This is a genomic window from Dokdonella sp. (genome assembly GCF_036518555.1).
Lineage (GTDB): Bacteria > Pseudomonadota > Gammaproteobacteria > Xanthomonadales > Rhodanobacteraceae > Dokdonella_A.
Genome location: NZ_DATDMY010000017.1, coordinates 1 through 8,623 on the forward strand (window position 1 = coordinate 1; position 8,623 = coordinate 8,623).

Sequence of the window (8,623 nt, forward strand, 5' to 3'; positions counted from 1 at the left end):
CGGCGGCGTGTCCTTGTTCTGGCTGCGGCGCAGGCGATACGCGGGTGACGGCGTGAACAGGAACGCACCGTCGTGCGCGCGCGCATCGGCCATCTGGCGCAGCGGCGCGACGTCGTCGAGCACCCAGATCGCGCGGCCCTGGGTCGCGGCGATGAGGTCGTTGCCGTGCACGAGCAGGTCGCGCACCCACGCGACCGGCAGGTTCTGCTGCAGCGGCTGCCAGTGCGCGCCGTCGTCGAACGACACGTGCACGCCGACGTCGGTGCCTGCGTAGAGCAGGCCCTTGCGCTGCGGATCCGCGCGCACGACGCTCACGAAATGGTCGCGCGGCAGGCCGTCGCCGATCGCGGTCCAGCTCTTGCCGTAGTCGTGCGTGCGCAGGACGCGCGGCGCGAAATCGTCCTGGCGATGGTTGTCGATCGCCGCGTACGCGGTGCCCGGCTCGAGCGCGGACACGTCGAGCGCGCTCACCTTGCCCCAGTCCGGCACCGCCTTCGGCGTGACGTCGGCCCAGTGCGCGCCGCCGTCGCGCGTGAGCTGGATGCGGCCGTTGTCGGTGCCGATCCAAAGCTCGTCGTTGTCGCGCGGCGACGGCGCGATGCTGAAGATGACGCCATAGCCGCACGCGCTCGCGCGCGCGACCGGTACGTCGCCGCTGCAGCCCCTTGCGTTCTCGCGCTTGCCGGTAAGGTCGCCGCTGATCGCCTGCCAGTGTTCGCCGCGATCGGTGGAGCGGAACAGCACCTGCGCGCCCGCATAGAGCGCGTACGGCGGCTTTGCCGAGAACGCGATCGGCGTGAACCACGTGTAGCGGTACTTCACGTCGGTGCCGCGCGCGCCGTAGCTCGACACGGGCCACGGCGACACGTTCTGCACTTCGCCCGTGCGCGCGTCCCAGCGCGAGATGCGACCGCCGAGGCCGGAGCCGAACACGAGGTTCGCATCCTCCGGGTCCGGCAGGTCGTAGTCGCGCTCGTCGCCGCCGACCGGGTGCCAGTCGCGGAACGACAGCGCGCCGTAGTCGCTGCGGCTCGCGATCGCGACCGTGCCCGAATCCTGCTGGCCCGAGTAGATCCAGTACGGGAAGCGGTCGTCGGCGGCGAGATGGTAGAACTGCCCGGTCGGCTGGTTGTACCAGTCGCTCCAGCTGCTGCCGCCGTCGACGCTGACGACCGTACCCTGGTCGCTCGCGGTGACCATGCGCTGCGGGTCTTTGGGGTTGATCCAGAGGTGGTGGTAGTCGTCGCCGCCGGGCGCGCCCTTGATGATCGTGAAGCGCTTGCCTGCGTCGGTCGACTTGTGGATCGACTGGCCGACCGTGTAGAGCGTGTCCGGATCGTCCGGCGCGACGGTGAGGCGGCTCTCGTACCACGTGCTCACCGCCTTCGCATCGTTGACGCGCTGCCAGTGCGCGCCGCCGTCGTCGGAGCGGTACAGGCCGCCATGGTCTTCCGAATCGATCGACGCGTACACGCGCGTCGCACCGCTCGCGAGGTGCGTGACGGCCAGGCCGATGCGCCCGAGCTTGCCCGCGGGCCAGCCCTCGCCCGCGAGCTTGCGCCAGTGCACGCCACCGTCGTCGGAGCGCCAGATCGCGCTGCCCTCGCCTTCGATCGGCGTGAAGTAGCTCAGCCACGGCCAATTGCGCGCCTGCCACGCGGCTGCGAACACGATGTTCGGCTGCTTCGGATCGGCCGCGAGATCGACGACCCCCGTGCCGGTATCGATCGCGAGCGTATGCGTCCAGTGGCGACCGCCGTCGGTGCTGCGGAACACGCCGCGCTCGGCATTCGTGCCGAAGACGTGCCCGAGCGCTCCGACGAGCACGGTGTTCGCGTCGGTCGGGTCGACGAGGATCGCGCCGACGTGCCGCGTCGCCTCGAGTCCCGCGTGCTGCCAGTGCGCGCCGCCGTCGTCGGAGCGGTACACGCCATCGCCCGCGGCGATGTCGTAACGCGGCTCCGGGTGACCCATGCCGACGTAGAGCACGCGCGGATCCGACGGCGCGACGGCGATCGCGCCGACCGGCGCGGACGCGAGTCCGTTGGACATCGGCTCCCAGGTGGCGCCCGCGTTGACCGTCTTCCAGACCCCGCCGCCGGCCGCGCCGAAGTAGAACGTGTCCGGCTGGTCGGGCACGCCCGCCGCCATCGTGCCCCAGCCCGCGCGGAACGGGCCGAGCAGGCGCCATTCGAGCGCAAGCCGATCGGCAGGGACGGATTGCGCGAACGCATCGAACGCAACGAACAGGCACGACGCCGCGACGACGACGCGACGGTAGCGGTACGACATTGGGACGTCTCCTCGGGATGACGCGGCGGGCGAAACGATACTCCGCGAGGCCGGTCGAGGTAAGGCCATGGACGGAGCGGATCGCGCATCGGCCGGATGCGACCCGGGCGACCCGCCTCCGTCGGAGTACGGGTCGCCCGAACCGCAACGGCTCAGAGTTCGCGCAGCGCCGTCGTGACCGGCAACCGCGCCGCGCGCAACGCCGGGTAGAGACCGCCGATGAAGCCGATCGCGAGCGCCCACTTGAGGCCGGTCCAGAGCACCGACGGCGCGACGGCGAACTCGAACGTGAGCTGGCCGGTCGTCCCCGCGGCGAGCGTCGAGGCGGTATACCCGTTGAAGACGAGCCAGGCGACGAATCCACCGAGGAGGCCGCCGACGAGCGCGAGCAGCATCGTCTCGAGCATGATCGCGATCACGACGGGCAACCCGCGAAAACCGATCGCACGCAACGTCGCGATCTCGCGCGCACGCGTCGCGACCGCTGCGAACATCGTGTTCAGCGCACCGAACACCGCACCGATCGCCATGATCGCACCGACCACCACGCCGATCGCGGTGATCACCTTCGACGTGCCTTCCGACTGCTTGCTGAAGTAGTTGACGGTGGTGTCGACGTCGACCTGCAGGCGCGGGTCGGAGACGAGCGCGGCCTTGAACGGCTCGAACGCCTCGGGGCCGGTCAGGCGCGCGAACACCGAGGTCGAACTGTTGGCGCCGTTCGGGCGATAGGTCGGGCCGACCACGTCGGCGTCGCCCCACAGTTCCGATTCCATCGCGTCCTTCGATTCGAAGATGCCGACCACTTTCCACAGCTGGTTGCCGAGCTTGATCTCGTGGTCGACCTCGAGGCCGTCGAACTGGCGCTGCGCGCCCCTGCCGGCGACGAGTTCGCGCAGGCCCGGGGTGAACTTGCGGCCGGCGACGATCTTCGCGTTCGTGCGCAGTTTCCACGCCATGTCGCCGATGCCGCGCAACTGCACGCTACCGAAGTCCTCTTCGGGATTGCCGCCCTTCATCGGCAGGTTCGCCGCGACGACGAGTTCGGGCGACGCGATCGGGCGGCCCTGCTCGTCGCGCGCGATCCCGGGCGCCTGCGCGATGACGACCGCGGCGTCGTGGCCGAGCACCGACGAGACTTCCGACGCCGACGCGCCGCGCAGCACGATCGCGGTGTCGTCGCTGCCGGTACGCCGCAGCGTCTGGCTGTAGCCGTTCGCCATCGCGAGCATCGCGACGAGCACGGCGACGACGCCGGCGATGCCGACGACGATGACCGCGGACGACCCGAGCCGCTCGCGCAGCGTGGCGACGCCGATCGCGGTGACCGACGCGGCCTGGTGACCGCGTCGCGTCAGCGCCATCCACAGGCCGAGCAGCGCGACGAGCAGGAGCAACCCCTGCCACGGCACGACGAGGAACACGATCACGCCGGCGACGACGGCGAGGAAGGTGAGAAGTCCGATCAGGAATTTCATGCCATTCTCCTTCAGCGCCCGGCCAGCGCGTCGACGATGTTGAGGCGCATCGCGCGGATCGCCGGCACCGCGCCGACGACGAGGCCGATCGCGACCGCGAGCGCGACGCCGAGCCCCCAGCTCTTCGCACCGACGTGCGCGCCATTGATCATGCCGCCGCTCATCGCCGGCAACGCGGCCCCGATGAGGCTGACGAGCGCGAGGCCGACGAGGCCGCCGAGCAGCAGCAGCAACACCGATTCGGCGAGTACGAGACCGAGCACCTTGCGGCTCGAGAAGCCGATCGTCTTCAGCACCGCGAGTTCGTTCGTGCGCTCGCGCACCGCCTGCATCATCGTGTTGCCGGTCAGCAGGACGAGGGTGAAGAACACCGCGCCCATGATCGAGGTGACGATGAGGCCGATGTCGGCCATCTGCTTGATCCAGTTCCTCGTCGCGGCCTGCTCGGTCTGCGTCTTCGTCTCATGGTCGGAATTGGCCGAGAGCGCGTCGATCGCCTTCGCGATGCGGTCCGACTGGTTGACGTCGGACACGCGACTCACGTACCAGCCGACCGCGCCGCGGTTGTACGGCGTGGTCTCGTCGAAGGTCTTCCAGTGCAGCACGATCATCTGGCTCTGGAACGCCTTGTTGTCCTTCGACTTCATCGTGCCGACGATCTGGAAGCTCCAGTTCTTGCTGCCTTCCTTGTTCGGGAAGATCTGCGACTGCAGCGGCAACCGGTCGCCGACCTTCCAGTGGTACTTCTTCATGAGGATGTCGCCGACGAGCACGCCGTCGGCGGTCGCGTCGAACGCCTTGCGCTCGGCCGGGTCGACTTCGACCTCGGGATAGACGTCGAGGTAGTTGTCGCTGACCGCGAACGTGAAGATCTGGTTGTGCGGATCCTGGTAGGCGCCGCCGAACCAGTTCGCGTGCGCGACGTCCTTGACGCCCGGTACCTGCGCGATCTGCTGCTGCAGGCTCTTCGGCAGCGGCTGGATGAACGACAGCTTCGCGCCGGTCTGCAGGCGTTCGGCGCCGTTCGCCGACTGGCCCGCCTCGGCGAACGAGACGCGCACCGCGTCGAGCAGGCCGAACAGCAGGAATGCCATGATGATCGACAACAGGGTGAGAATCGTGCGGGTCTTGCGCCGGAACAGCGCCGCCCAGATCAGGTGCAGGTATTTCATCGGCTTCGCCTCTTGGGGGCTGAGGGCTGAGTAAGCTGCGAACGGAGGTCGTGGGGCTGCTGCCCTCAGCCCTCGGCCCTCAGCCCTTCCTGTTCGACGAGCGTGCCCTTGTCGAGATGCAGGGTCTGTCGCGCGTATTCGGCCGCCTTCGGATCGTGCGTGACCATGATGATCGTCTTGCCGTGTTCGCGATTCAGCGTCTGCAGCAGGCCGAGCACGTCCTCCGCCGATTGGCGGTCGAGGTCGCCGGTCAGCTCGTCGCAGACGAGCAGGTCGGGATCGGACACGATCGCGCGCGCGATCGCGACGCGCTGCTGCTGGCCGCCCGAGAGCTCGGTCGGCTTGTGGCTAGCGCGCTCGGCGAGGCCGACCAGTTGCAACGCGATGCTCGCGTTGTTCTTGCGTTGCGCGGCCGACAGGTTGGTCAGCAACAGCGGCAGTTCGACGTTCTTCTGCGCCGACAGCATCGGCAGCAGGTTGTAGAACTGGAAGATGAAGCCGACGTGCTCCGATCGCCATTTGGCGAGCGCGCCCTCGCCGAGCCGGTCGATGCGCTCGCCGCCGACGCTGATGCTGCCGTCGGTGGGCGAATCGAGGCCGCCGATCAGGTTGAGCAGGGTGGTCTTGCCCGAACCGGATGGGCCCATCAGCGCGAGGAAGTCGCCCTTGGCGATGTCGAGCTCGATGTGGTGCAGCACTTCGACCTTCTGCTTGCCGCGCTCGTAGATCTTGCTGACGTTGCGGATCTCGACCAGGTTTGCCATGACGGTAGTCCTCGGTTTGCAGTCGTTCGTGGTCGCGCCGGCGCCCGGCGCGCGATCGCGGGACGCCGCCCGCGGTTGCGGCGGGTCCTGCCCGCCCTGCCCGTTTTCGCGTCGCCGCAGCGGCGCCTCGCGCGGGTTCCGCTACTTCTTGATCGCGATGCGCGAACCGTCGGCGAGTTCGGCGCTCGGCTCGCGCACGATGCGCGTGCCGACGCCGATGCCTTCGACGAGGCGCTGGTCGGCGTACGTCTGGCCCGCGGTCACGGCGCGCATGCGCGCGCGATCGCCGTCGAGCACGAACACGACGCTGCGCCCGTCGCGCTGGACGATGCTCGCCGACGGCACGAGCACGCCCTTCGGTGGCTCCGCCGCGGCGGCCTTCGGCGCGCTCGAGTCCTCGAGGAACGACACGCGCACGCCCATGTCCGGCACGATGCGCGCATCCTTCTGGTCCATCGCGACGCGCACCTTCACGGTCGCCTTGCCGCGGTCCGCGGTCGGGATGATCGCGATCACGCGGCCCGGGATCTTCCAGTCGGGGTACGCGTCGAGCACCGCTTCGACCGGCTGCTTCGCGGCGACGCGGTTGATGTACGACTCGTTGACGTCGACCTCGACCTCGAGCGAATCCATGTCGACGATCGTGCCGACGCCGGTGCGCGTGAAGCCGCCGCCGGCCGACAGCGGCGAGACGATCTCGCCCGGCTGCGCCGCTTTCGCGATCACGACGCCCGCGAACGGCGCGCGGATCGTGCAGTAGTCGAGTTGTACCTGCGCACCGTCGACCGCGGCCTTGGCAACGTCGACCTGGCGCCGCAGCGATTCGAGCTGGGCGCTCTGCGCGTCGACCTGCGTGCGCGCGAGTTCGACCGCCTGCCTGGACACGAGCTTGCGCCCGACCAGTTCTTCCGCGCGCGCGACGTCGCGCTTGCTCTGCGCGAGCTGCACGGCGAGCTGGGCGAGCTGCGCCTGCGCCGCGCGGTAACCGGCCTCGGCCTGCGCGAGCTGCGCCTTCTGCGCGGTGTTCTCCAGGTGCGCGAGCACCTGGCCCGCTTCGACGCGCTCGCCTTCCTCGATGAGCACGTCGGTGAGCGTTCCGGTGATCTGCGCGGACACGGTCGCCTGGCGTCGTGCGGTGACGTAGCCGGTCGCCTGCAGTACCGCGAGCGGGCCGCTGCCCGCCGCGCTCGGTGCGCTCGCGGTCGCCGCGTCCACCTCGACCGCCTTCGCATCATGCAGGAACCACCAGCCGCCGCCGGCCGCGAGGCCGAGCGCGAGCACGCCGACGACGGCGCCGATCCACACGCCGGCACCCCGCCCGCGCGGCGTCGGCGCGCTGCGGTCGATGCGCAACTGTTGCAACAAATCCGACTTCTCCATCCCGCACCGCTCCCGCGTGGACGCACAGCTCTCAAGTCTGCCATAGACTGGCGTCGCCGCAGCGGCGGAACAAGCCGTCGCGGTCACGCAGCGGAGATGACAGATGTCACCAGCGACGAGCGGCTATTCCGGCAAACCGGCCTGGCAGAAGCTCGGTCTCGCGACGGAGGTTCGCGTGCTCGTGCGGCACGCGCCGTCGGACTACGCGACCCTCGTCGACAGCGAGCCCGGCCGGCTGCGGCTCGTCGGCGCGCGCGCAGCGTTCGACCTCGCGCACGTCTTCGCCACCACGCGCGCGCAGCTCGCGACCGAACTCGCGGCGCTCGACGCGCGGCTACCCGACGACGGCACGATCTGGGTGTCGTGGCCGAAGAAGGGTTCCGGCGTCGCGACCGACCTCGTCGAGGACGGCGTGCGCGAGCTGGCGTTGCCGCTCGGACTCGTCGACGTCAAGGTCTGCGCGATCGACGCCACGTGGTCGGGGCTCAAGCTCGTCCGCCGACGCGAACGGCGCGGCGCGCGCTGAGCGCTGCTATCCTGCCGCGATCGCCGCCGCGGGCTACCGCCATGACCTTCGCCATCGCCGCGCCGTTCGTGCCGAGCCTGCCGGTCGCCGACGACGACATGCGCTTTCCGATCCGCCGCATCTACTGCATCGGGCGCAACTACGCCGAGCATGCGAAGGAGATGGGCGCGAGCGTCGAACCCGGGCGGCCGATGTTCTTCATGAAGCCGGCCGATGCGATCGTCGCCGACGACGGCGACATCGCCTATCCGCCGGCGACGGCCGACCTGCACCACGAGGTCGAGATGATCGTCGCACTCGCGCGCGGCGGCCATGCGATCGCGCGCGAGGACGCGCTGGATTGCGTCTTCGGCTACGGCGTCGGCCTCGACCTCACGCGGCGCGACCTGCAGGCCGCGGCGAAAGCGAAGGGCCACCCGTGGGACGCGGCGAAGGGCTTCGACGACTCCGCACCCGCGTCGGCGCTGCATCGCGTCGCCGACGTCGGTCATCCGCGCAGCGCGCGCCTCTCGCTCGAGGTCAACGGCGAGCTGCGCCAGCAGGCCGACATCGCCGACATGGTGTTCGACGTCGCCGCGATCATCCACGAACTGTCGCTGCTGTGGACGCTCGCGCCCGGCGACCTCATCTTCACCGGCACGCCCGCCGGCGTCGCCGCGCTGCAGCGTGGCGACCACGTGCATGCACGGCTCGAGGGCGTCGCCGAACTGCACGGTCGCATCGTCTGATGCGCGCGATCTGCTGCAGCGCGACGCAGCAGCGCGCGCAATCGGCGTAAAGTGCGGGCGCCGGCGTATCGGCGCGATCCGACCCGATCAAGGAGACCGCAATGGGCATGCTTTCGGAGTTCAAGGCGTTCGCAATGCGCGGCAACGTGATGGACCTCGCCGTCGGCGTGGTCATCGGCGCCGCGTTCGGCAAGATCGTCACCTCGCTCGTCGACCAGGTCATCATGCCGCCGATCGGCATGCTCATCGGCGGCGTCGACTTCTCCGCCTACAAGTGGGTGCT

General features: G+C 69.7%; 8 protein-coding genes. 3 read left to right on the forward strand and 5 right to left on the reverse strand.

Going from position 1 to position 8,623, the window contains the following annotated elements:
• The 5 genes from VI238_RS00935 to VI238_RS00955 form a co-directional block, all read right to left on the reverse strand.
• Positions 1-2,292 (reverse strand): hypothetical protein (locus VI238_RS00935; RefSeq protein ID WP_331647479.1); only part of this gene is annotated, 2,292 nt, incomplete at its 3' end.
• A gap of 152 nt (positions 2,293-2,444) precedes the next feature.
• A complete protein-coding gene (locus VI238_RS00940) occupies positions 2,445-3,770 on the reverse strand; it encodes an ABC transporter permease (RefSeq protein WP_331647481.1) in 1,326 nt (441 codons plus the stop codon).
• An 11-nt stretch (positions 3,771-3,781) separates the two neighbouring features.
• Complete coding sequence (locus VI238_RS00945; RefSeq protein ID WP_331647483.1) at positions 3,782-4,942, reverse strand: ABC transporter permease; 1,161 nt, start codon at positions 4,940-4,942, stop codon at positions 3,782-3,784.
• Between the two features lie 65 nt (positions 4,943-5,007).
• Positions 5,008-5,706 carry an ABC transporter ATP-binding protein gene (locus VI238_RS00950; protein ID WP_331647484.1) on the reverse strand — a complete coding sequence of 233 codons (699 nt, stop codon included), beginning with the start codon at positions 5,704-5,706 and terminating at the stop codon, positions 5,008-5,010.
• A gap of 141 nt (positions 5,707-5,847) precedes the next feature.
• Positions 5,848-7,086, reverse strand: coding sequence for an efflux RND transporter periplasmic adaptor subunit (locus VI238_RS00955; RefSeq protein WP_331647486.1), 1,239 nt, complete (start codon positions 7,084-7,086; stop codon positions 5,848-5,850).
• A gap of 103 nt (positions 7,087-7,189) precedes the next feature.
• On the opposite strand from VI238_RS00955, the gene VI238_RS00960 reads away from it, so the two are divergent.
• The 3 genes from VI238_RS00960 to mscL form a co-directional block, all read left to right on the forward strand.
• Positions 7,190-7,612, forward strand: coding sequence for a DUF3052 domain-containing protein (locus VI238_RS00960; protein WP_331647488.1), 423 nt, complete (start codon positions 7,190-7,192; stop codon positions 7,610-7,612).
• A gap of 41 nt (positions 7,613-7,653) precedes the next feature.
• The gene (locus VI238_RS00965) at positions 7,654-8,340 is read left to right on the forward strand and encodes a fumarylacetoacetate hydrolase family protein (RefSeq protein ID WP_331647490.1); all 687 of its coding nucleotides are present in this window, start codon (positions 7,654-7,656) and stop codon (positions 8,338-8,340) included.
• Positions 8,341-8,441: 101 nt separating this feature from the next.
• The coding region (mscL, locus tag VI238_RS00970) for a large conductance mechanosensitive channel protein MscL (RefSeq protein WP_331647492.1) at positions 8,442-8,623 on the forward strand (182 nt) is incomplete at its 3' end.